The organism is Microbacterium sp. NPDC089696 (assembly GCF_044749125.1).
GTDB lineage: Bacteria > Actinomycetota > Actinomycetes > Actinomycetales > Microbacteriaceae > Microbacterium.
In genome coordinates this window covers 561911-583442 of sequence record NZ_JBIVHF010000001.1, presented here as the reverse complement: position 1 = coordinate 583442, position 21532 = coordinate 561911, and the positions used below count along the sequence as shown (strand labels likewise).

Sequence of the window (21532 nt, the reverse complement as noted above, 5' to 3'; positions counted from 1 at the left end):
CTCGGATCCATCGCACCTATCACCAGTAGAAGTTGAACATGACAGCGCATCCCGCGCCGAATCCAGTGGCTGCACCAAACCCCGAAGAGAACGCGGTGTTTACCCCGCTGGGGTCTGCCCCATAGGCCGAGCCCTCCACATAGCCCCCCACACCAAGTGTCGCACTACAGTTACCTGATATCTGAGATGTCGGGGTCGTCGGTCCGTTGAACGTCACGCCGGTCGAAACAGACCCTTCGAGAGTGGCCTTCGGGCCGAGCCCTACCCCCCAGTGGTCGTTCCCGAGCTCAAAACAGGCCGCTGCGCAGATGGTGCCGGTGAAACCCGCCTTCGAGTTCTTCGCGATATCGCTCACGAGCGTGTCCCACTGACGGCCTTGTGGGTTGTCCCAGAACGCCTTGCGAGTGGCCTCAGCATTGACTGCGACCCGCGTTGGATAGTTCATCCTGCGTTGAATCGTATGCGTTGTCGAGATCGCCCGTTTTCCCTGATAGTCCGTTGGTGGCGCGATCGACCACTTTTTGCCGCTAAGGTCATGCTTGTTGATTGGGTCGGTGGGCCAGGAGTAGTCGTTCGCCCCACCTCCCTCGATCGGATCCACCTGCAGGAACCGGCCGAGGGCGGGGACATACAACCGCTCCCCCATCTCGACCACCAACGTCGACCCTGCCGACTCCGCGGGTTTCAGTGCGCCTTGGTGCCAAAGGGTGTTGCCGGCGACCTGGTTCGTGTCATCCGTCGCGGCGGTGCCGATCGCGAACGTGACCGGGTCGACGGGTTGCCCGAACGGGTCCCACAACAACAACGCACCGTTCGTACCACCCGACCTGGTGATCAACCCGTGGCCGCCGAGCCCGGGGAACGACCACGTGACCGTTCCGGCCTGATCCGTCCACGACACCCCACCCGGGAGACCAACACTGCGGGTGAGGTCGGTGCCGGTCTTCTGCCCCCACGCCGCATCCCCACCCGCGGCGAACAGGTACTTCACCGTGGATGCCGGAGCGGAACCTGCGGGGTCGGTGGTGCGGGACACGATCCTCCCCGTCGCGTCCCGGACAATCGTGACTGTGGTGCCGTCGTCGTACGTGGTCCCCACATGCCGGTTCGCCGCGTCATACGCGAACTGCATATCCGCCAGGCGGGTCGTGTTCCCCCGGCCGTCGTAGACGATCTCGGATGCCGCGACACCGTCGGTCACGCTCGATGCGCCCGGGATCGCCCCCGTCACCGTGGAAGACAACAACCGATCGGCCCAGTCGAAGCAATACGCCGTCGACGTCGTCACCGACGCCTGTCCAGGCGCGGTCCACACATCCGTCAACCCGGTCCGGTTCCCCGACGCCCCCGCGGAGGCGTTCGGACCACACCCACCCGACGACCCGAACGCGTACGTCAGCTCATGCCCGGGGATCTTCGCCGACACCAACCGGCCCGCCCCGTCATACCCGTACGTCGATGAATAGTTCGTCGTCCCGGTGCCCGTGTGCTGCTGCACGATCCGCCCCGACTGGGAACGGACGATGTTGTCCGACACGAGCTGCCCGCCCACCGACCACTCCTGGAACACCACCCGCTGCGCCGCATCCCGACCCACCTGGTTGAGTGCCGAGCCATCCGGATAGGCGATCTGCGCCAACCGCTGCAACGCGTCATACGTCACCGACGCAAGCTGGTCCCCGTCCACGGTGACCGTGAGCACCTTCCCGTCCGCGTCATACGTGTACGCCGTCACCGACGCCGCGCCGCCCGCGGGTGTCGTCGACACCTGCGTCACCCGCCCCGATGCGGGGTCATACGTCGGTGTCGTGACCGTGCCCCACACGTCGGTGTAACTCACCGTCCGCCCCAACAGATCCGTCTGCGTGGTGATCGTCGACCCATTCGGAGAACCGGCCACCGCCACCCCCGTCGTCGCATACGTGTACCCACCACCGACGACCCGCACGCTCTCCGACGTCGCCGACGAGATCGATGCGACACCGGTCGGACCCACCACGGTCGACGAGACCACCTTCCCGCGCGCGTCGTACGTCACACACGACCAGTCCGCATCCGCCGACGACTTCGTGCCGAGTGTGCGACCCCACGCGTCATACGCGAACTGCGTCGTGATCGCCGACCCGCTCGCCGGCGTGGGACCCGTGGTCGACTTCACCATCCCGGCCTGCTTCGTCCCCGCCGGAATCCCACACACCGCCGGCGCATTCTCCAGATCCCCGTAATACGTCGAGGTCGTCTGCGCCGACGCCGGAGCACCCGCCACCGTCGCCCCCGGCAACGCCCGCGTGAGACGCCGCAACCACCCCGACCCACCCGGCTGCTCAAAGGTCGTCGCCGTCGTCAACGCCAGCCCATCCGGATCGACCGTGGATGCCGTCGCCTGCCCCAACCACGGATGCTGATACGTCATCGTCGCCGTCGTCGACGGCGCCACCGCGCCGGGCGCGTTCGTCGAATCATCCGCCGTCGTCCGCGTCACCAGGCCGTAGTCCGGACGCAACGCCGACCCCGGAACCACCGACGCCGTCGTCCCCGACGACGGGGTGCGCCACTTCAGCTGCACGGTCGCCGCAGCGGTGTCGTCGCGGTACTCGACGCGGATTCGCCGCGTCTCACCCGCCGTCACCGTGACCGGCGCGCCGACGCGCTCCGCCGACCCGGTCTCCCATTTGTCCACGACGAGGGAGTCGCCCACCCACACGCGTGCGCCGTCGTCGCTGTTCGTGACGAACGTGTACTGCCCCGCGTCCGGGAAGGTCACGAGTCCCGTCAACCGCAGCGACCAGTTATCGGCCGGGATGCCGGTGCCCGGGGACGCCGTGCCCCAGGACCGGTCGACCGCGCCCGCTGTGCCGCCGACACCGAGGTCGATCAGCGACGGCTTGCCCGCGAGATGCGGGTTCGCATAGTACGTCGCCTGCAGTCCCTGCAGCCCGCTGTCGTAGGTGGTCGCCGTGTGCGCCGGCTGGATGCCGCAGCCGCTCACCCCGACGGGGTCGGCCACCGGCCGTCCATTCGACTGGAAGCACGCCGCCGGTGCGGCGCCGTACGTGTCCGTCGCGCGGTCAGTCGCCGGGTCGTACACGGTCGTCGACTTCATGCCCAGCGAGTTCGTGGCCGACAGCACCAGGTCTTTTGTCGGATGCCATTCCTGCGTCGCGGTGACACCGAGAGGGCTCGTCGCCGACGTCTGCCGCCACACCGCGTCGTACGCGACCGTGCTCGTCGAGTTCGGCACGCCCTTCACAGACACGGCGCTGGTGCGAGCCGTCGTGTCGTACGTGTAGGTCTTGGTCATGCCCGGTGTCGGTCCCCCGTCGGGGGAAGGGAGATCGATGGAGGAGACGCGGCCGTCCGTTCGCCAGATGTTGACGTACGGCGGGTCGTAGTCGCTGACCACCGGCTGCGCGAGTAGGTAGTCGTTCGCGGTCGAATCCAGGATCGAATGCATGACCCCGTCGCGGTAGCCGAAGACAGTGCGCTCTCCACCCGGGTCCTCGATGATCCAGAGCTGTCCACCGGCGTAGTAGAGGTTCGTGACCGGCGTGTAATCCGGGGCTAGCTTCGGATACACGATCTTGCAGAGAGAGCCGGCGCGCGCCGGGTAGTAGTTGGGCGGAAGCGTCGGACACACGGTCTGTGCCGCGTCCTGATAGACGAACGACACTTTGCGGTGATAGGTCGACCCGTCCTTCGACAGCGGGTCGACGATCTCCTTGACGGTGCCGTCACTGTTGTAGATCGTGATCGGCGCCGCCGGCTTCTGGCCGTCGGCGACCGATGTGGCGGTCTCGACGCTGCCGTTGGCGGCGAACTGGTACACCGTGCCGCCCTCGTCGGTGAAGACGACGCGACCGGTGTTGTCGAGCGACACGACGCCGTACTCCCCTACCGGGGGCGTGTACCCCCCGGTCGAAGTGCGGGTATAGGTGTGGGCGCCGCCTGTGATGTCGGTCAGCACGATCGCCTGCGGCTCGATCGTCGCCTTCGACCAGGCGGAGGCGTCACCCGCGATCGGCGTGGATGCCGTCCACCCCTCGCGCATCGTGGTGCGCTGAGTCGTGAACCACGACGCGGGCACGATCACCGGCCCGTCGGCGTCGGCGAGGTCGTCGGCCCAGAGCTCCACGTAGGATCCTGCCGCCGCCTGGTAGTAGTCGAGCTGGATCGGCACCTCCTGCGTGGCGAGGTTCTGATTCCCCGACCACTCGATGCCGGTGCCGCCGTTGACCCACTTGTCGAGGATCGTCGTGCTGTTCACGCGCAGCTTCACGCCGTCGTCGTGCCGCACTCCGAACCGCCACTGCGACGACGCGTGCGGCACACGGATGAACCCCGTCCACTGCGCCATGAAGTTCTCGCGCGTGAGCGCCGGTCCCGGCGATTCCGTCGACCAGTCGAACGACAACGCCGAATCCGTGCGGACCATGAGCGGCGTCTTACCCGTGAACGTGTATCCGGCGGGCGTCGTCGGCACGTTCCCGAGAGAGTCCTTGCCGCTGTAGTACGAGCCCGTGAGTCCGAGGTTGGAGACACCGGCGCCGAGCGAGTTGTAGCTGAACGACATGCCCATCGGGCCGCCGAGAGTGCTGATCAGCGGGGAGGAGAACGACAGGTTGGCGTTGCCGTTCGCGAGGTTGACGGTCACCGGCCCGGTCGTGTCGAACGGTGACGGGCCGGATGACCCCAGCCGCATGTCGACCTTGACGCGTTTCACCCATGCGGGCGTCGTGTTCTTGCCGATCCCGTCGGTGGGCTGCACGATCCACGAGTAAATGTTGCCGTCACGCAGAGTCCCTGGCGGCACGGTCCACCGCACCTTCCCATCGGGATCAGCGGTGATCAGCCCCGAGGTGAACACCGCGCCGGATTTCGCGTCCGCGCCGGTCGCGATCTTGAACTCGTACTTCACCGTGCCGTTTGCGGGGATGTTGTCGGGATCGGCGACGGCATCCACCTGCAGGGTGGGGGTGAGCGTCACGATCGTCTCCGGCAGGCCTGAGGCGTTGCCCGGGAACGCGCTCGCCTCCGGGGGCGTGGGCGGCACGAGCTGCGTGGTGAACGATCGCACCGCCGTGACCCGCTCGGTCGATTGCCCGAGCCAGGTGCTGTGTCCGTCGATGGTCTTGGCCCGCCAGTAGTACGTCGTGCCCGGCAGAAGCTTGTTCTCGGGAACCTCGACCTGCTTCGCGTTCACCCACCCCGACGACCACACCGGGTTCGTCATGTTCGCGTTCGCCGACACCTCGAACGACTGCGCCTGCGAAGGGGAGTACGGGGAGGAGTTCGTCGTCGTGACCGAGAGCGTCGGAGTGATCGACTGCGCCGTCGCAGCGTTCGCTGGAGAGGCCTGGGTGACCGTCGGATAGTCCCAGTACTCGATGTACATCGCTGTCGCGATCTTCTTGTACGTGTACGCCGACGTCTCCCACCCCTGGATGTGCACAGGGATCGCGGCCATGTTCGATCCGAAGTAGTTGACGATGTGCCGGCCGATCCCTTCACCGGACGTGTACGCGCCACCGCCTTCGAGGTACACGTCGGCCAGCCACGCCCCTCGACACTCGTAGCAGTCGCCGGTGCCCTTGTTCACCGCTGCGCTGTAGCCCGTCGTCGTGCCGGATCCTGCATACACCGCGTACATCTGCGCGTTGCCGACGAACTTCTTGTACGCGGGCGTGGCATCGAACCATGTGTAGGTGCGCCAGAACACGTTCTGATTGTTCTGGCGGGTGTTCCCGATGTGCGACTGATCGATGAACACCGCCCCGTCGGACTTGAACGAGCGCTGATGCGGCGGCCCCCACTGGATCGTCGGGTCGACGTACACCGGATACGTGCGCTCATCCGATCGCAGCCAGTCCGCGTCGACGTCGATGCGGTAGATCCATGTCCCGTCCGCCTCCTGCTCGATCGCGACGTCGGCGTTGATGAGGGTGTCCTCGCTCTGGCCCTCCTCCCCGGAGGAGTCCCAGACCACCGGGGTGGGAACGTGCATCACGACCGCCCCGGCGGCATCCTGCAGTTCGAGCACGTCGTGTTCGCCGAGCACCGGCACGAGTTCGCCGACGTCCAGACGCCACGACCAGGTCGCCGCGCCCTTCGGCGCCGCCGCGAGGATCAACGTCTCCTTCACCCCGCCGGGCTCGACCTCGTACTCCAGATCGACGCCCGCACGGATGTCCGAGAAGCGCAGGAGGTCGGTGCTCTCGCCGTCGGACGAATCCGAGGTCGCCGAACTGTCCCCGCTGCCATCGAGAGAGAACGACACCTCGTGCCCATCGGCCTCGACGGACACCGCGTCATCGGCATTCGCCTCGTCGGCGAACGACGGCGAGAGCGGATGCTTCTCCGCGACCCACCGGTCGCCGTCCTTCACGACCTCGGTCGAGATCTCATCCCAGTCGCCCGTGGCCGTCACATAGTTCAGCGGCTCCTGCGACTCCTTGCGGATGAATGTCCCCTCTTCGGTCTCGAACGTGGTCGAGTACTCATCCCGCTCGACGACCTCGCCCTCATCCGCTCGCTCGGCGAGAGCCTCGCCATCCGTCTCGACCTTCTCGGCGCGACGCGAGTATCGCGCCGGATCGCCCTCCGCTACAGAGACAGGCTCCGCCTCGGCGACGAGCTCGGAGAAGTCTCCCCCGGGCATCTCCGACACCCCGTCCGCAGGCGCATCGGGCTCGCCCCCGAGTCGCTCGACGTCCTCCGCCTGCAGCTCGCCGTTGTCGGGAATGTCCCGCGACGCAGGCACCGCGGTGACCGGATTCGCCGTGCGCACCAGAACGTCGGCGACCGCTGCCGACTCGGGCGTGAGGACGGCGAGAACACCGACCAGTACGCAGGCCAGCACAGCAGCAGAGAGACGGCGCACCGCAGTTCCTTCCACAGGGGGACCGCGGACATCATCGCCGCATAGCTAAGAGATAGCGGATGGACAGGTGTCGCGACAAATTATTTCGTCACGACTGCGTAACGACCTCACCTATGTGCAGGTCACACCCGCTCGGGCGAGTGCACCCGGGCGAGGAACCGCGACGTGCGCGGCGACGGTCCGCGGGGATCGAGCAGCGACACGACGACCGTGACCGCAGCAGCGAGGGGGATCGTCCACGCGGCGGGCTGCGCCAGGTACGGCGCGGCGACGCCCACGCCGTCGATCGCGGCGTGCACGAGCAGCGCGAGCCCTGCGGCGAGACCGCCCGACAGCATCCCCGCCACCGCGCCGCGAGCCGTCAGGCCGCGCCACCACACGCCGAGCAGCACGACCGGCGACAGGGTCGACGCGGCGACCACGAACACCACGCCGACGCTCGAACCGAGGCCCGCCGGCGCCGTGAGCAGTGCGACGGCCAGCGGCACGAGCGCGCACAGCACGGCCGACAGCCGGAAGGAGCGCACGGATCCGGAGAACACATCCTGGCTGATCACCCCGGCGAGCGAGACCACGAGCCCGGCGGAGGTCGCGAGGAAGGCCGCGAACGCTCCCGCGACGATGAGCGCCGTGAGCAGCTCGCCCGCGACGCCGGGGAACACTCGCGACGGCAGAAGAAGCACGACCGTGTCGGCGACGCCCGGCACTGCCAGGTCGGGGGCGGCGATGCGGGCGAGCAGACCCATGGTGCTCGACACGGCGTAGAACGCGCTGACCATGCCGATCACGATCACGGTCGTCCGTCGCGCCGAGACCCCGGTCGGGCTCGTGTAGAAGCGCACCAGCACATGCGGGAGCCCCATGGTCCCCAGCAGCAGGGCGAGGAGCAGGGATGCCGTCTCGTACGCGTCGAACCCCGACGGGCCGGCTTCGGCCGGGAACACCAGTGCCGGGTCGAAGTCGTGCGGACCACCGCTGAGCGCGAACGCGATGCACACCACCGGCACGAGCAGCGCAGTCAGCTTGAGCCAGTACTGGAACGCCTGCACGTACGTGATCGCCCGCATCCCTCCCGCGGCCACCGCGGCCGCGACCAGCACCGCCACGAGCACCGCGCCGACCCACTCCGGGACGCCTGCGACGACGAGAAGGGTGATGCCCGCCCCGTGCAGCTGCGGCACGATGTACAGCCACCCGATCACGAGCACCGCGATGCTCGTGACGCGACGAGCCGCTGTCGACTCGAGACGTGCCTCCACGAAGTCCGGGATCGTGTACGCACCGCTGCGCCGGAGCGGAGCCGCCACGAACACGAGCACGAGCAGGTATCCGGCCGCGTACCCGATCGGGAACCAGAACCCCCGGGCGCCGTCGAGCAGCACGAGCCCGGAGAGTCCGAGGAAGGTTCCGGCCGAGAGGTACTCGCCGCTGATCGCCGAGGCGTTCCACACCGGACGCACCGTGCGCGACGCGACGAAGAAGTCGCCCGTCGTGCGCGAGATGCGCAGCCCGTACACGCCGATCAGCAGCGTCGCGACCACCACGAGGGCGATGCCGACGAGGTCGAGCGCGGCGTTCACTCGCGGTCCCGGAGCGCGCGGAAACGCCGCTCGTTGCGTGCGGCCGTGCGCACGTACAGCACCGCGAACACGAGGATGATCGGGTAGAACGCGTACGCCTGCAGCAGCCACGACAGCGGCAGCCCCCACACCACGAGCTGATCGATCTCGGGGATCAGCGCGATCGTCAACGTCAGCGCGATGACGACGAGCACGAACCCCGCGACCGTGCCGAGCGCGAGCCGCAGCTGGCTGCGCATGAGCGCTCGCGTGAAGACGGCATCCGCATCGTCGACCGGGGAGCCGGGGAGCGCGATCCCGCGCGTGACGGGCGCCGCGCGACGCACCGAGGCGTCGGCCGTCACGCGCACGCGCTTCGGGATCTCGGTCATCCCACGCCCTCCGGTCGGGCGCTCGCCCGCACGAGCGCCTCCCGCACCACCGGGATGAGGCGCCGACTCACAGGCAGCACCGCGCCGTCGACCACGACCACGGGCTCGGCGCCCGACAGGCGCGCCTCCGTGACGGCCGCCGAACGCACGAGGGTGGAGCGGTGGATACGCAGGAACCCGGCATCCGCCCACCGCGTCTCGAGCTCTGAGATCGGCGTGCGCACGAGATGCCCGCCGTCGACGGTGTGCAGCCGCGAGTAGTCTCCCTGCGCCTGCACCCAGCGCACCTCGCTGCGCCGCACGAACCGCACCGTCGAGCCGACCGTCACCGGGAGCATCTCGTCATCGGTCGGCGTCGCCGCCTCGCCGAGGTCGACGACCCGGTCGATCGCCTGACGCAGCCTCTCGAGCCGCACGGGCTTGAGCAAGTAGTCGGCGGCGCGCAGTTCGAACGCCTCGACCGCGCGGGCCTCGTCGGCCGTCACGAACACCACGGCGGGAGGGGCGGCGAGCGCGAGCAGCGAGCGCGCCAGCTCGGTGCCGAGGAGCCCCGGCATGTGAATGTCGAGGAACGCGATGCGCACGGCCCGCTGCGACAGCATCCGCAGAGCCTCGGCGCCCGAGGTCGCCGTCAGCACCTCCCCGATCCGCGCGTCGTGGCGCAGCAGGTGCACGAGCTCGTCGAGCGCCGGCTTCTCGTCGTCGGCGACGAGGACGTCGATCATGCGCACCTCTTCATCGGGATCGGGTGTCGGAGGTCAGTCGGTGTCGGGGTCGTGCTGCGGCTGCGACTTCGGCACCCGCATGCGCACCAGGGTACCCGCGCCCGTGTTCGTCTCGACCACGAGACCGCCGTCCGCACCGTAGAGCTGTCGCAGGCGGGTGTCGACGTTCCGCAGCCCCACGTGCAGGCCGTCGTCGGCGGCTGTGAGTGTGGCGCGCAACCCGTCCGGATCCATGCCGACGCCGTCGTCCTCGACCGTGATCTCGGTGTGCGTGCCGTCGTCGCGTGAGGCGATGCGGATCTCGCCTCCGCCCTCCCCCGGCTCGATCCCGTGCCGCACGGCGTTCTCGACGAGCGGCTGCACCGACAGGAACGGGATGACCGTCGCGAGCGTCTCGGGCGCGATCTGCAATGTGACCCGCAGGCGCTCCCCGAACCGCGCCCGTTCGAGTTCGAGGAACGAGTGGATGCTGCCGAGCTCCTCCGCGAGCGTCGTGAACTCGCCCTGCCGGCGGAACGAGTACCGCGTGAAGTCCGCGAACTCCAGCACGAGGTCGCGGGCCCGCATCGGGTCGGTGTGGATGAACGACGCGATCGCGGTGAGGGCGTTGTAGATGAAGTGCGGGGAGATCTGGGCGCGGAGCGACCGCAGTTCCGCCTCGGCCAATTGCGTGCGGGAGGCGTCGAGGCTGCCGAGCTCGACCTGCGCGGCGCACCAGTCCGCGACCTCCTCCGCCGCGCGCACGAGGGCTGCGCCGATCGGAGCGGCGAACGCCACGACCGCGCCGATCACCTGCCCGTCGACGACGATCGGCGCCCCCACCGCCTCGAGGTCGTCGGAGCTCCCCTCCGGCGAAGGGAAGACCTGCCGGCGTCCCGACTCCCGCACCTGCCGCGCGATGCGCAGCGCCGCCGACTCCAGCCCCTCGGACGAGCCGTCGAACGACAGGGCGTCATCGGCGCCGACGATCGCGACCGCGGCGCTGCCGAGCAGCACCCGCAGGTGCCGGACGGCCTTCACGACGTCGGGCGACTCCAACCCCCCGCGCAGGTGAGGGGCCGCGAGGCTCGCCTGGTGCAGGGCCTGCAACGCCGCGCGCTCGGCATCGCTGCCGAGGTCGGCCGATCCTCGGGCCAGACGCCGCGCCAGCACGAGGAGCACGGTGAGCACGATGCCTCCGACCGCGCCGAGCGCCACAGCCAGGACGACGTCGTTCATGCCCTCAGCCTAGGCATCGCGCATCCCCCTCAGCAGCAGCGGGCACCGGGGTTGCGGTCCTGGTCGTCCATGCGCTGACGCCAGAACTGCCGCTCGGTCAGCGGCTCCTCGTCCGGGTGGTGACGACGGTGATGGGCGACGTAGGTCGCGTAGGCCGTGTCGCCCATCAGTGTCGTCATGTACCAGCGGATGCCGCGGCCCACCCGCGCCGCGGTGCACCAGAGTGCCCGCAGAGCGGTGGTCGCGGCATCCGTCCGACTCATGGTGTCGGTCATCTCAGAGCGTCATCTCAGTGCGTCGATGCCTTGCGCTCGTCGGCCAGCAGCGGCTCCCACTGCTTCTCGAGCTCGCGCTCCTCGGACGTGGGAAGGAAGCCCGCCGGCGCGTACCGCCGCGAGGCGACCGGCTCGTCCTCGGTGTTCTCGCCGCCGCCGGCGCGGATCGCTTTGATCGTCGCGACCACTGCGGCGATCATCACGACGATCGCCAGCGTCACGAAGATGATCGACAGCGTGCCCTGCACGGCCGTGTTGCGGATGACGGCTTCGAGCACCTTCGGCTCCCCGAGCGTCGTGTCACCGGAGTTCAGCGCGTCGAGGTAGCGGAAGTGGTTCGCCCAGTAGCCGATCGCCGGCACGGGCGACAGGATCTTGTACAGCGACGCCGTGATCGTGACGACGGCCGTGAACGCGAGCGGCAGGCCGATGATCCACAGCCACTTGAAGTACGACCGCCCGCGCTTCGCGACGATCGCGAGCACCACGGCGAGCGCGATCGCGGCGAGCAGCTGGTTCGCGATGCCGAACAGCGGGAAGAACGTGTTGATGCCGCCGAGCGGGTCGGTGACGCCGAGGATGAGGATAGCTCCCCATCCGGCGACCATGATCGCGGTGCAGATCCACACACCCGGACGCCACGACACGTCGCGGAACTTGGGGAACCAGGCGCCGATCGAGTCCTGCAGCATGAAGCGCGCGACGCGGGTTCCGGCATCCACCGCGGTGAGGATGAACAGCGCCTCGAACATGATCGCGAAGTGGTACCAGAACGCCATGAGCGCCTGACCACCGAGGGCTTGCTGCATGATGTGCGCGAGGCCGAGCGCGAGCGTCGGGGCGCCGCCGGTCCGCGACACGATCGACTCCTCGCCGACCGCCGCGGCCGTGCCCGTGAGCATCTCGGGTGTGAGGTTCACCCCCGTCAAGCCCAGGGAGTTCACGAAGGCGACGGCTCCCTCGACGGTGCCCCCGGTCGCCGCGGTGGGCGCGTTCATCGCGAAGTAGATGCCCTGGTCGATCGAGATCGCGGCGACGAGCGCCATGATCGCGACGAACGACTCCATCAGCATCCCGCCGTAGCCGATGAAGCGCGTCTGACGCTCCTTCTCGACGAGCTTCGGCGTCGTGCCCGACGCGATCAACGCGTGGAAGCCCGACAAGGCACCGCACGCGATCGTCACGAACAGGAAGGGGAAGAGCGGACCCGCGAACACCGGACCCATGCCGTTCTCGCCGAACACGCTGACCGCGGGGACCGAGATCTCGGGACGCACGAGCACGATCGCGCCGGCGAGCATGACGATCACGCCGATCTTCATGAACGTCGACAGGTAGTCGCGCGGGGCGAGCAGCAGCCAGACCGGGAGGACCGCGGCGATGAAGCCGTAGACGATGATGCCCCACGCGATCGTGGTGCGGTCGAGGTGGAAGATCGCCTGACCCCAGTCGGTGCCGGCGACCCAGCCGCCCGCGATGATCGCGGCCATGAGCAGCACGAAGCCGATGATCGACACCTCGGTGACCTTGCCCGGACGCAGGTAGCGCAGGTACACGCCCATGAACAGGGCGATCGGGATGGTCATCGCGACGGAGAAGACGCCCCACGGGCTCTCGCCGAGCGCGTTCACGACCACGAGGGCGAGGATCGCGACGATGATGAGCATGATGAGCAGCGACGCGATGATCGCCGCCGTGCCGCCGATCCTGCCGAGCTCCTGGCGGGCCATCTGACCGATCGTGCGGCCGCCGCGGCGCATCGAGAAGAACAGCACCGTGTAGTCCTGCACGGCTCCGGCGAGCACGACGCCGACGATGATCCAGATCGTGCCGGGAAGGTAGCCCATCTGCGCGGCGAGCACGGGTCCGACGAGGGGTCCGGCGCCCGCGATGGCCGCGAAGTGGTGGCCGTACAGCACGCGGCGGTCGGTGGGGACGTAGTCCTTGCCGTCCTGCTTGACCTCGGCCGGGGTGGCGCGGCGGTCGTCGGGGCGCGTGATGTAGCGCTCGATCACCTTGGAGTAGAAGCGGTAGCCGATCAGGTACGTGCACACCGCGGCGAACACGAACCAGATGGCGTTCACGGTCTCGCCGCGGACGATCGCCAGCATGACCCAGGCCACGCCGCCGAGCAGCGCGATCGCGGTCCACAGCAGGATCTTCGGCAGGGTCCAGCGACTCGACTTCTCGTGATGCGCCTCGGTCAGGGCGACCGGGGGGAGCTTCGGGTCGGTGACGATGACGGGGTCGTCATCGACGCTCGCGGCGCCGCGGCTGTGCGGCGAGGATGCGGTCATGGGGTTCTCCTCAGGGTGCGCGTCATTGCGTTCCCCCACGGTAGGGAGCGACGCGGACCGATCGGATGCCGCGGAGGGCGTCGTGCGACGAGCGGTGCGGACGATGCGACGAACGGACGTCGGAGCGGTTTTGCACGGCCGCTGAGGGCATCCGCGCGACTCCCGCGCAAGTAGGCTGGAGGGGTGGCCCGACCCCCTCTCCTGACGACGCGCGTGCTGCTCGTCTGCGCCGCGATCGGAGTCGCCACCGGCATCCTGGGCGGGATCGCGGGACTCGTCACACCCGGCGTCCTGCTGCTCACGCCGTACCTGTACGGGCTGGTGCTCGGCTCGCACGTCCTGCCCGGCATCATCGCGCAGGAGGTGCTGCGCCGCCCGCTCGTCGCCCTCGTCACGCACGTGATCGCCGCCCTCATCGCGAGCGCGTTCAACCCGGCGTGGGCGCTCCGCTTCATCGGCACCGCTCTGCTCTTCGGCGCGATCCAGGAGGGGATCGCCGCCCTCACCCGGTACCGCGCCTGGGGCGCGTGGCGCTTCTTCCTCTCGGCGGCCGTGATCGGCATCCTCGTCGCCGTCGTGGTCTTCTTCGCCGCACATCTCGGCACTCTGCCGCTGTGGGCGCAGATCGCCTACCTGGTCGTGTCGGTGCTCGGCCCGATCGCCTGGACCGCGGTGGGCATGGCGATCGGCACCGCGCTCAGCCGCGCAGGCGTCGCCCGCCGCTGACCCGCCGCGCGCTCCCACGCTCCCGACGCTCCCACGCACCCGCGCTCCCATCCGGCCCCGAGACCCACCGCGCGCGTCGAGACCCACCACCGCCGACGTCGCGCGGGGTGGGTCTCGACGCTTGTGGTGGGTCTCGACCGAGGCGGTGCGCGCGGCCCGCGTGGCGGAGGTAGGTAAGGCTCGGCTAAGTTGGAACGGTACCGATCCGCCGACCCGGGGTGATGCCGTGCGCTCCACCGAGCCTCTGCTGAGCGTGCGCGACCTCTCGATCACGCACGCGGATGCCGTGCACCCCTCCCCCGGAGACGTCACCTTCGACATCCGACCAGGCGAGGTCGTGCTGCTGCTGGGCCCGTCGGGCTCGGGCAAGTCGACGCTGACGCTCGCGCTCAACGGGCTCATCCCGCATGCGGTTCCCGCCACGATGACGGGCACGGTCGCCGCGGGTGGGATCGACACGACGGATGCGCTCACGGCGACGCTCAGCACGCAGGTCGCGATGGTGTTCCAGGATCCCGATGCGCAGATCGTCACGGGCACCGTGTACGACGAGGTCGCCTTCGGCCCCGAGAACCTGCTGCTGCCGCTCGACGAGGTGCATGCCCGGTGCGAGGACGCCCTCCGGCGCGTCGGACTCTGGGACCGGCGCGACGAGAACCCGGACCGCCTCTCGGGCGGCGGACGCCAGCGCCTCGCGATCGGCTGCGCCCTCGCGATGGGGTCGCCACTCATCGTGCTCGACGAGCCGACCGCGAACCTCGACCCGCAGGGCATCGACGACGTGTACGCCGCGCTCTCCGATGTGATCGCCGCGGGCGACCGGGCCATCCTCCTCGTCGAGCACAACCTCGACGCCGCCATGTCGTTCGTCACCCGGACGATCGTGCTCGACCGGTCCGGTCGCGTGGCCTTTGACGGGACCCCGGCCGACGTCATCCGCGACAACGTCGACGAGCTCGTCGCGATGGGCGTGTGGCTGCCCGCCGCGACGATCGCCGCGCTGCGGATGCAGGATGCCGGGGCGCGGTTCGATCCGCTGCCGCTCACGCCCGAGGAGCTCGCCGCAGCGCTGGCTGCAGGAGCGGCTCACGGCGTTTCGTCTCGCTCCGCTCGCTCAACGACCACGGGGGACTCCGCTCGCCGGTCGTCGACCGAGACGGAGCCCATCATCCGTGCCCGCGGGCTCACGGTCCGCCGTCAGCGCACCGAGATCCTGCACGGCATCGATCTCGAGATCGCCCCCGGCACCCTCACCGCGATCGTCGGGACGAACGGCGCAGGCAAGACCACGCTGCTCCAGGCGCTCGCGGGAGTGGTGCCGCCACCGAAGCGCCAGGTCACGGTCTGCGGGATCGATCCGGGAACAGCCTCGCCGCGCGACCTGGCGAGCCGGATCGGCTTCGTGTTCCAGAATCCCGAGCACCAGTTCATCGCTCACACCGTGTTCGACGAGCTCGCGCACGGCCTACGACTGCGGCACACGCCGGATGCCGAGATCGCGGAGCGCGTGGGAACGATGCTCACGCGGTTCGGTCTCGAGGCCAAGGCCGAGGTGCATCCGTTCCTGCTGTCCGGCGGGGAGAAGCGGCGCCTCTCGGTGGGCACCGCCCTCATCACGCGACCTCGTATCCTCGCGCTCGACGAGCCGACATTCGGCCAGGACCGCGCCCGGGCGTCGGAGCTCCTCGACCTCCTGCACGGCCTGCGCGACGAGGGGACGACGATCCTCATCGTGACGCACGACCTGCAGCTCGTGGCCGAGCACTCCACGCACACTCTGATCCTGCGAGACGGACGTGTGCACGCGGCCGGAGAGACGTCCGCGCTGTTCGGCGACGAGAGCACGTTCGACGAGGCCGGGCTGCGCCTCCCTCCGCTGCAGCGTGTCCTCGCGGCCGCCGGGGAGTCGGTCGCATGAGCGCCTCGACCTTCGATCCGTACGCCGCGGTCGTCGCGACCTCTCCGCGGCAGTTCCTGTACGCGCTCAACCCGCTCGCGAAAGTCGCCGGCGTCGCCCCCGCGATGGTGCTCCTCATCTTCGTGCGCGATCTGGCGACTCCGGCCGCGTTCCTCGTGCTCGCCCTCGCCGCGATCGTCGTCGGCGCACGGCTCACCGGGCGCCTCGCGGCGCTGCTGTTCGGCATCCTGCCCCTCGGCATCCTCGCGATCGGCGTCGGCTTCGCGCTCTGGGTCGACGCCGCTCTCGTCGCCGACACCCCGGCGGTGCTGCAGATCGGCGCGTGGACGCTGCGCCAGGGCGCGTTGGCGATCGGGTTCGCCACTGCCCTGCGCCTGGGCGCGATCATCGCGCTCGCCCTGATCGGCGGGCTCACCACGACCGGACCCGACCTCGTGCGCGCGAGCGTGCAGCAGCTCCGCGTGCCGTACCGCATCGGCTACACGGCCCTCGCCGCGTTCCGCTTCGTGCCCCGCTTCGGCCACGAGCTCTCCGTCATCCGCGCCGCCCATCGCGTGCGCGGCCACCACGGAGGCAGCGGCCCGTTCGCGCGCATCGCCCGCGGCTGGGGCTACATCGTCCCGCTGCTCGCCGGGGCGATCCGGCACGCCGAGCGTGTGGCCCTCGCGATGGACTCCCGCGCCTTCGGCGCCCATCCGACACGCACCGAGCGTCATCTCGTGCCCTTCCGCGTGCGCGACACGGTGTTCATCGTGCTCTGTCTCGTCGTCTCCGCCGCGATCTTCACGGCGTTCTTCCCCTGGCAGCTGCCCTGAAAGGCGCCCTCATGGCATTCAGCAAACTCGTGAAGCCCGAGTCCTCCGAGCTCCTGCACCTCACCGTGCTCCGCACCGCACGACTCTCCCCGCACTGGATCAGGGTCACTCTCGGCGGCGGCGAGGTCGAGAGGTTCCGTCCGATGGGCTTCGACCAGTGGTTCCGTCTGTTCCTGCCGATCGGCGGGGATGCGGGACTCGACCGTGTGCCGGCCAAGGCGAACAGGATGTTCGGCTACCTCAAGTTCCTCCGCATCCCCGACGGCGAGCGGCCCGTGATGCGCAACTACAGCGTGCGTGCGTACCGTCCGGCGACGGACCACGCCGGCGCCGAAATCGACGTCGACTTCGTGCTGCACGGCTCGGCCGCCGACGGCACCGCGGGACCCGCGTCGCGCTGGGCCGAGACGTGCCAGCCGGGCGAGAACGTGCTCATCATCGACGAGGGGCTCACGTTCAACCCGCAGCGCGGCGTCGACCGGGTCGTGCTGATCGGCGACGAGACCGCCCTGCCCGCGATCTCGTCGATCTGCGCCTCGCTCCCCGCGACGGCGACGGGCACCGCGATCATCGAGGTGCCGACGAACGAGGATGCTCTCGCCTTCCCGCACCCGGAGGGCGTCGACGTCGTGTGGCTCGAGCGGCCGCACGAGTTCCCGCCGGGATCCCGTGCGATGTCCCTGCTGCACGACCTCGAGCTCCCCGCGGCCCCCTTCCACGCGTACGCCGCGGGCGAGCAGTCCCTCGCATCGGGCGTGCGCAAGCATCTCGTGGGCGAGCGCGGCGTCGACAAGAACGCCGTGAGCTTCTGCGGATACTGGAAGATCGGCGCCGCGTCCCCGGCATCCAAGGCCGCACGCGACGCCGCCGCGGAGCCCCTCGCATGACCGGCGCGGAGGTGCGGAATCGACCCCGCACCGGGCGGCGACGCTTCCGGGTCCCGACCGCGATCCTGCTGACCTGTGCGGCGCTGGGCGTCGCGGGCGGCATCCTGCTCGCGCCGGCCAACTGGGTGTCGACGCTGCTGTACGCGGGTCTTCCGTTCGTGAGCGTCGGCATCGCGGGGCTCTGGCTCCTCCCCTCGGTGATCGCCCTGCGGCTGCTGCGCCGTCCGCTCGTCGGACTCCTCGTGGGGCTCCTCGCCGGGCTCGTGATCGTGCCGTTCTCAGGCCACGGCTTCAGCAGCGTCGCGACGAACCTGTGGTGGGCGGCGTTCACCGAGCTGCCGTTCCTGTTCGTGCTGTGGCGCTACTGGGGTACGTGGCTGCACTACCTCGGCGCCGCGATCGTCGGCATCCTCTACCCGATCCTCGCGTGGCAGTCGTTCGACCTCGGCACCTTCGGCCTCGGCGTGCAGATCGCGTTCTTCGCGATCACGCTGGCCAGCTGCCTCGGTGGCACGGCCCTCGGCATCCTCATCGCCGATCGCCTGCGCACGGCCGGAGTCGGAGCCCGACTCCCCCGCTGACCTCGGTCGCTATAGCGACAGATGAAGCCTCAGCACCTCGTCGAGCTCGCCCATCAACTCCGCCGGCACCCATCCGACCGGGCGGACGATCCTCGCGACGGCGACCGTGCGGATCTGCTCCGCCTGCGCCTTCGAATCACGGTCCAGCCCTGTCGTTCCGGCCGGCAGGAGCACCTGGAAGGGGAGGACGCGCTCGGTCTTCGACGTCAGCGGCACGACCGTGACCGTCGCTCGCGGCGACCGCGCTGCCTGCGCGTTCGCCGTGTTATTGCTGACGAGCACTGCGGGCCGAGTCTTGCGTGCTTCCGATCCGACAGCCGGATCGAGGGACACGAGCACGATCTGACCGCGACGCAGGATCGAGACGGATGCCGTGGTCACGCGCTCGCGAGCCCGTCGGCGTCGGCGGCATCCCACTCGTCGTCATAGCCCTCGGCGAACGCCTCGGCATACGCATCCGCGAGCCGGCTCTCGCGCAGCAGGCGGACGGCATCGTGCACGGCGGCCGACCGCGAGGGGTACCGCCCGCTCAGGGACTCGGCGTCCAGGAAGGCGAGGTCGCTCTCACTGAGGCTGAGGCTCACTTTGGCGCTCGACATACGGTGATGCTACTGCGGTAGCACCGTTCTTGCCACCCGCCTTCAGGCAACAACACGTCGAAAGACGGAAAACGCTCCGGAAGACGGTGCTTCCGGAGCGTTTCCCATCTCCTGGCGACGGAGCCGCCGGTCGTCAGCGCTTGCCGGCGATCTGACGTCCGACGAGGTCGCGCATGATCTCGTTCGTGCCGCCGTAGATGCGATGCACGCGGGCGTCCGTGAAGGCGCGGGCGATCGGGTACTCCATGATGTAGCCGTAGCCGCCGTGCAGCTGCACACCGGTGTCGAGCACCTCCCACTCGCGCTCGGTGGCCCAGAACTTCACCTTCGCCGCGTCCTCGGCCGAGAGCTTCCCCTGCGAATACGCACGGAGCGCGCGGTCGATGTACGCCCACATCGCGTCGGTCGTCGCGGCCATGTCGGCCAGGCGGAAGCGGGTGTTCTGGAAGTCGGCGATGCGCTCGCCGAACGCCTCGCGGTCCTTCGTGTAGGCGACGGTCCAGTCGAGAGCGGCCTGAGCGGCGGCGGCCGCGGCGACGCCGATCGACAGGCGCTCGAGCGGCAGGTTCAGCATGAGCTGGATGAAGCCCTGGCCTTCCTTGCCGCTGATGAGGTTCTCGTCGGGGATGAACACGTCGGTGAAGCTGAGCTCGGCCGTGTCCCAGCCGTGGAAGCCCATCTTGCTGAGCTTCTTGCCCTGGTCGAAGCCCTCCATGCCCTTCTCGACGAGCAGCAGGCTGAACGCGTCGGGGCGGTTGCCCTCCCCCGTCTTCACGAACGTCACGACGACGTCGGCCGTGGTGCCCGAGGAGATGAACGTCTTCGCGCCGTTGAGGATGTATCCGCCGTCGACCTTCTTGGCGTTGGTCTTGATGCCTCGCAGATCGGACCCGGCGCCGGGGTCGGTCATGGCGAGAGCGCCGAGCACCTCGCCGGTGGCCATGCGGGGCAGCCACTTCTCCTTCTGCTCCTGCGTGCCCATGTGCACGAGGTACGGCACGGCGAGGTCGTCCTGGATGCCGAACGCCCCGGCCAGCGAGCCTGCACCGGCGGCGATGACCTCCTCCATCACGATCGTGCGGAAGCGGTAGTCCTGCAGCATCCCCGCGCCGCCGAACTCCTCGGGCACGGACAGGCCGATGAGTCCGGCCTCCCCCGCGGCGAGCATGGTGTCGCGGTCGATCTCGCCGGCGGCATCCCAGCGCTCGATCGCCTCGTTGTTCACATGCCGCTTGACGAAATCCTTGACGAGGTCGCGGAATGCCTCGTGATCCTCTTCGTAGATGTCGCGTTCCATGGCGTCCTCCCGAACGTGTCGTGCGTCGTTGCTCCGGTGATCATATGCCGGTGCGCCGACGAGAAGACAGTGCGTTGTGAGAATGCATCCCACATTCTCTGGGACTGGGTACCGCGATTGTCGGATGCCGCCAGACGGCGTTCCGCCGCGGGTCAGTGCGCGTAGTCGGGGGCAGCCGGCAGTCCGAAGAACTCCTCGAGGGTGTGGAAGCCGCCGTGGTGATACGCCGCGGCGAGTTCCGGCCCGAGGTACCGCAGATGCCAGGGCTCCGGCTTGTAGCCGGTGATTCCGGACCCGACGTCCTCGTAGCGCACGATGAAGCCGTACTCCCAGGCGTTCTCCGCGACCCAGGCCCCCTGCGGCGTCCCGCCGAACGCGTCGATCTCCCCGCACGACGGGTCGCAGGCGACGACGTCCATCGCCAGACCGGTCTGGTGCTCGCTGTAGCCGGCGCGCGCCGACGCGGCGTCCGCCCCGGCCTGTCCGCTGTTGCGCACATGCGAGGCGTGCGTCGAGACCTGGAGATCGTACGAGCGATAGCCGTTGTTCGCGCCGATCTCGCCCACTCCCTCGGCGACGGCCGCCGCAGCCATCTCGCCGACCGCGGCCGCGGCATCGGCGCGTGCCTGACCCGATCGCGTGGTCATCTGCAGCGGGATGTCGGCGAGGGACGCCGGGGCGAAGTCGACGGGATTCAGCGGGCGCGCCTTGTTCACGACCACCCAGACGTGGGCGGGATCGTCGAGAGCCACGCAGGGAGCGTTGCCGGCGACGACGGCCGCCTGGAAGCTCTGGCCTCCGCCGAAGCCGGCGATGATCGCCGCGTCATCGGCGACCGCGATGGCCTCCAGCACGCTCGGCTCGGAGCACGGATCCGCAGCGGTCGTCGCGCCGACCTGCACGGCCGGCACCTCGGCGATCACGAGCGGCTCGGGCATGACGAGGTCCTGCGACGTCGAGATCGCGGCCGGCGCGGCGGCGATCGACAGCAGGATGCCGACAGCGGTCACCGCGAGCCCGACGGGCAGGGCGGGACCGCTGATCGGGGAGCGAGGCGCCGCATGCCGAGGCTGCGGCGTACGGGTCATCCCTCCATTGTGCCGCGAGCGCCGCACCGCCGCACTCAGCGACCGGAATACTGGCCCCTCCGGCACCTCCGATCCGTAGGCTGGAGGCATGACGGAGCGCGCTGTCGATCCTCGGATCTGCCCCACGTGCGGCGGCGCGCTGACCTTCGAGATCCTCGACGACGAGCGATTCCTCGTGGTGTGGTCCTGCGTCGAGTGCGGGCTGATCCGCGCGACCGAGCCGACCGGGTGATCATTCGTTCCTTTCTTCGAATATCACTTGCGTGATCTTCGTCTGC

The 21532-nt window shown here is 69.3% G+C and carries 17 protein-coding genes; 6 read left to right on the top strand and 11 right to left on the bottom strand.

The annotated features are described in order from the left end of the window. Window positions 1–19: 19 nt before the first annotated feature. The 7 genes from ACIPY8_RS02880 to ACIPY8_RS02850 all read right to left on the bottom strand — a co-directional run bounded on the left by ACIPY8_RS02880 (window position 20) and on the right by ACIPY8_RS02850 (window position 13343). A complete protein-coding gene (locus tag ACIPY8_RS02880) occupies window positions 20–6877 on the bottom strand; it encodes a PA14 domain-containing protein (RefSeq protein WP_400814749.1) in 6858 nt (2285 codons plus the stop codon). A 122-nt stretch (window positions 6878–6999) separates the two neighbouring features. Continuing rightward, window positions 7000–8457: a cation acetate symporter gene (locus ACIPY8_RS02875; protein ID WP_400814747.1), complete on the bottom strand. Its 1458-nt coding sequence runs from the start codon at window positions 8455–8457 to the stop codon at window positions 7000–7002. Then, entirely contained in the window at window positions 8454–8828 is a 375-nt protein-coding gene (locus tag ACIPY8_RS02870; RefSeq protein WP_400814744.1) for a heavy metal transporter, read from the bottom strand. The genes ACIPY8_RS02875 and ACIPY8_RS02870 overlap by 4 nt, the downstream gene beginning before the upstream one ends. Continuing rightward, window positions 8825–9553, bottom strand: a complete 729-nt coding sequence (locus tag ACIPY8_RS02865) for a LytR/AlgR family response regulator transcription factor (RefSeq protein WP_400814742.1) — start codon at window positions 9551–9553, stop codon at window positions 8825–8827. The genes ACIPY8_RS02870 and ACIPY8_RS02865 overlap by 4 nt, the downstream gene beginning before the upstream one ends. A gap of 33 nt (window positions 9554–9586) precedes the next feature. Further along, window positions 9587–10771, bottom strand: coding sequence for a sensor histidine kinase (locus tag ACIPY8_RS02860; RefSeq protein WP_400814740.1), 1185 nt, complete (start codon window positions 10769–10771; stop codon window positions 9587–9589). Window positions 10772–10800: 29 nt separating this feature from the next. Further along, window positions 10801–11046 (bottom strand): YbdD/YjiX family protein, encoded by a 246-nt coding sequence (locus ACIPY8_RS02855; protein ID WP_400814738.1) that lies wholly within the window; start codon window positions 11044–11046, stop codon window positions 10801–10803. 14 nt (window positions 11047–11060) lie between these two features. After that, on the bottom strand, window positions 11061–13343 hold the full coding sequence (locus ACIPY8_RS02850; protein WP_400814736.1) for a carbon starvation CstA family protein: 2283 nt from the start codon (window positions 13341–13343) through the stop codon (window positions 11061–11063). A gap of 183 nt (window positions 13344–13526) precedes the next feature. Here ACIPY8_RS02850 and ACIPY8_RS02845 point away from each other — a divergent pair, with 183 nt between their 5' ends. The 5 genes from ACIPY8_RS02845 to ACIPY8_RS02825 all read left to right on the top strand — a co-directional run bounded on the left by ACIPY8_RS02845 (window position 13527) and on the right by ACIPY8_RS02825 (window position 18270). Continuing rightward, entirely contained in the window at window positions 13527–14069 is a 543-nt protein-coding gene (locus tag ACIPY8_RS02845; protein WP_400814734.1) for an ECF transporter S component, read from the top strand. Between the two features lie 226 nt (window positions 14070–14295). Beyond that, on the top strand, window positions 14296–15987 hold the full coding sequence (locus ACIPY8_RS02840) for an ABC transporter ATP-binding protein (protein ID WP_400814732.1): 1692 nt from the start codon (window positions 14296–14298) through the stop codon (window positions 15985–15987). Further along, window positions 15984–16802: an energy-coupling factor transporter transmembrane component T gene (locus ACIPY8_RS02835; protein ID WP_400814730.1), complete on the top strand. Its 819-nt coding sequence runs from the start codon at window positions 15984–15986 to the stop codon at window positions 16800–16802. The genes ACIPY8_RS02840 and ACIPY8_RS02835 overlap by 4 nt, the downstream gene beginning before the upstream one ends. Window positions 16803–16813: 11 nt before the next feature. Then, the gene (locus ACIPY8_RS02830) at window positions 16814–17689 is read left to right on the top strand and encodes a siderophore-interacting protein (RefSeq protein ID WP_400814727.1); all 876 of its coding nucleotides are present in this window, start codon (window positions 16814–16816) and stop codon (window positions 17687–17689) included. Continuing rightward, window positions 17686–18270 (top strand): ECF transporter S component, encoded by a 585-nt coding sequence (locus ACIPY8_RS02825; protein ID WP_400814724.1) that lies wholly within the window; start codon window positions 17686–17688, stop codon window positions 18268–18270. The genes ACIPY8_RS02830 and ACIPY8_RS02825 overlap by 4 nt, the downstream gene beginning before the upstream one ends. Window positions 18271–18279: 9 nt before the next feature. On the opposite strand, the gene ACIPY8_RS02820 is transcribed toward ACIPY8_RS02825, so the two are convergent. The 4 genes from ACIPY8_RS02820 to ACIPY8_RS02805 all read right to left on the bottom strand — a co-directional run bounded on the left by ACIPY8_RS02820 (window position 18280) and on the right by ACIPY8_RS02805 (window position 21254). Next, window positions 18280–18651 (bottom strand): type II toxin-antitoxin system PemK/MazF family toxin, encoded by a 372-nt coding sequence (locus tag ACIPY8_RS02820; RefSeq protein ID WP_400814722.1) that lies wholly within the window; start codon window positions 18649–18651, stop codon window positions 18280–18282. Continuing rightward, window positions 18648–18869: a ribbon-helix-helix domain-containing protein gene (locus ACIPY8_RS02815; protein WP_400814720.1), complete on the bottom strand. Its 222-nt coding sequence runs from the start codon at window positions 18867–18869 to the stop codon at window positions 18648–18650. Before ACIPY8_RS02815 ends, ACIPY8_RS02820 begins: the two co-directional genes overlap by 4 nt. A gap of 133 nt (window positions 18870–19002) precedes the next feature. Then, window positions 19003–20166 carry an acyl-CoA dehydrogenase family protein gene (locus ACIPY8_RS02810; protein ID WP_400814718.1) on the bottom strand — a complete coding sequence of 388 codons (1164 nt, stop codon included), beginning with the start codon at window positions 20164–20166 and terminating at the stop codon, window positions 19003–19005. Between the two features lie 152 nt (window positions 20167–20318). Beyond that, entirely contained in the window at window positions 20319–21254 is a 936-nt protein-coding gene (locus ACIPY8_RS02805) for a M15 family metallopeptidase (RefSeq protein ID WP_400814716.1), read from the bottom strand. 88 nt (window positions 21255–21342) lie between these two features. Here ACIPY8_RS02805 and ACIPY8_RS02800 point away from each other — a divergent pair, with 88 nt between their 5' ends. After that, window positions 21343–21486: a hypothetical protein gene (locus ACIPY8_RS02800; protein WP_400814714.1), complete on the top strand. Its 144-nt coding sequence runs from the start codon at window positions 21343–21345 to the stop codon at window positions 21484–21486. Window positions 21487–21532: the final 46 nt, after the last annotated feature.

Bases quoted from the DNA above. Each gene is read 5' to 3' on its own strand.
- ACIPY8_RS02850 (WP_400814736.1), bottom strand. From the start codon at position 13,343: ATGACCGCATCCTCGCCGCACAGCCGCGGCGCCGCGAGCGTCGATGAC.
- ACIPY8_RS02855 (WP_400814738.1), bottom strand. From the start codon at position 11,046: ATGACCGACACCATGAGTCGGACGGATGCCGCGACCACCGCTCTGCGG.
- ACIPY8_RS02800 (WP_400814714.1), top strand. From the start codon at position 21,343: ATGACGGAGCGCGCTGTCGATCCTCGGATCTGCCCCACGTGCGGCGGC.
- ACIPY8_RS02825 (WP_400814724.1), top strand. From the start codon at position 17,686: ATGACCGGCGCGGAGGTGCGGAATCGACCCCGCACCGGGCGGCGACGC.
- ACIPY8_RS02805 (WP_400814716.1), bottom strand. From the start codon at position 21,254: ATGACCCGTACGCCGCAGCCTCGGCATGCGGCGCCTCGCTCCCCGATC.
- ACIPY8_RS02810 (WP_400814718.1), bottom strand. From the start codon at position 20,166: ATGGAACGCGACATCTACGAAGAGGATCACGAGGCATTCCGCGACCTC.
- ACIPY8_RS02870 (WP_400814744.1), bottom strand. From the start codon at position 8,828: ATGACCGAGATCCCGAAGCGCGTGCGCGTGACGGCCGACGCCTCGGTG.
- ACIPY8_RS02860 (WP_400814740.1), bottom strand. From the start codon at position 10,771: ATGAACGACGTCGTCCTGGCTGTGGCGCTCGGCGCGGTCGGAGGCATC.
- ACIPY8_RS02835 (WP_400814730.1), top strand. From the start codon at position 15,984: ATGAGCGCCTCGACCTTCGATCCGTACGCCGCGGTCGTCGCGACCTCT.
- ACIPY8_RS02815 (WP_400814720.1), bottom strand. From the start codon at position 18,869: ATGTCGAGCGCCAAAGTGAGCCTCAGCCTCAGTGAGAGCGACCTCGCC.
- ACIPY8_RS02830 (WP_400814727.1), top strand. From the start codon at position 16,814: ATGGCATTCAGCAAACTCGTGAAGCCCGAGTCCTCCGAGCTCCTGCAC.
- ACIPY8_RS02865 (WP_400814742.1), bottom strand. From the start codon at position 9,553: ATGATCGACGTCCTCGTCGCCGACGACGAGAAGCCGGCGCTCGACGAG.